2 protein-coding genes are annotated in these 502 nt (G+C 78.1%); one reads left to right on the plus strand and one right to left on the minus strand.

What is annotated here, in order from left to right; genetic code table 11:
* Positions 1 to 272, plus strand: a 272-nt coding sequence (locus tag GTW08_RS07810) for an acyl-CoA dehydrogenase family protein (protein ID WP_255497482.1), incomplete at its 5' end; no start/stop codon positions are given.
* Positions 273 to 296: 24 nt separating this feature from the next.
* Here the strand turns inward: GTW08_RS07810 and GTW08_RS07815 are convergent.
* Positions 297 to 502: helix-turn-helix domain-containing protein (locus tag GTW08_RS07815; RefSeq protein ID WP_275938976.1), on the minus strand; the 206-nt coding region annotated here is incomplete at its 5' end.

Raw genomic sequence — 502 nt, forward strand, 5'->3', positions numbered from 1 at the left:
GCGCGGGGTTCGCCGCCCCGGAGACGGCGTTCGCCGTCGCCGCGGCGAAGGCCCGCTGCTCGGAGGCGGCGACGGCCGTCGCGCGGATCGCCCACCAGGTGCACGGGGCCATCGGGTTCACCCGCGAGCACGCGTTGCGGCTGGTCACGACCCGGCTGTGGGCCTGGCGCGACGAGGACGGTGACGAGGCGTTCTGGAACGACCGGCTCGGGGCGGCCGCGCTGGACGCGGGCGCCGACGGGCTCTGGCCGTTGGTGACCGGGCGGCCCTGAACGTCGCCGGTCCGTGCCGGCCGGTCAGGACACCCCGAACTCGCGCAGCTTCCGGTAGAGGGTGTTGCGCCCGATCCCGAGCGTGCGGGCGGCCCGGGTGCGGTTCCCGCCCGCCGCACGCAGGGCGTCGGCCACGGCGTCGCGTTCGGCGGCCTCCAGCAGACCGAGTTCCCGGCGGGCGGTGCGCAGGCGGTCGGGGAGGTCGGCCTCGTCGACCGGTCCGCCGCCGG

Source organism: Pseudonocardia sp. SID8383 (assembly GCF_009864975.1).
In the GTDB taxonomy this organism is placed as follows: domain Bacteria; phylum Actinomycetota; class Actinomycetes; order Mycobacteriales; family Pseudonocardiaceae; genus Pseudonocardia; species Pseudonocardia alni.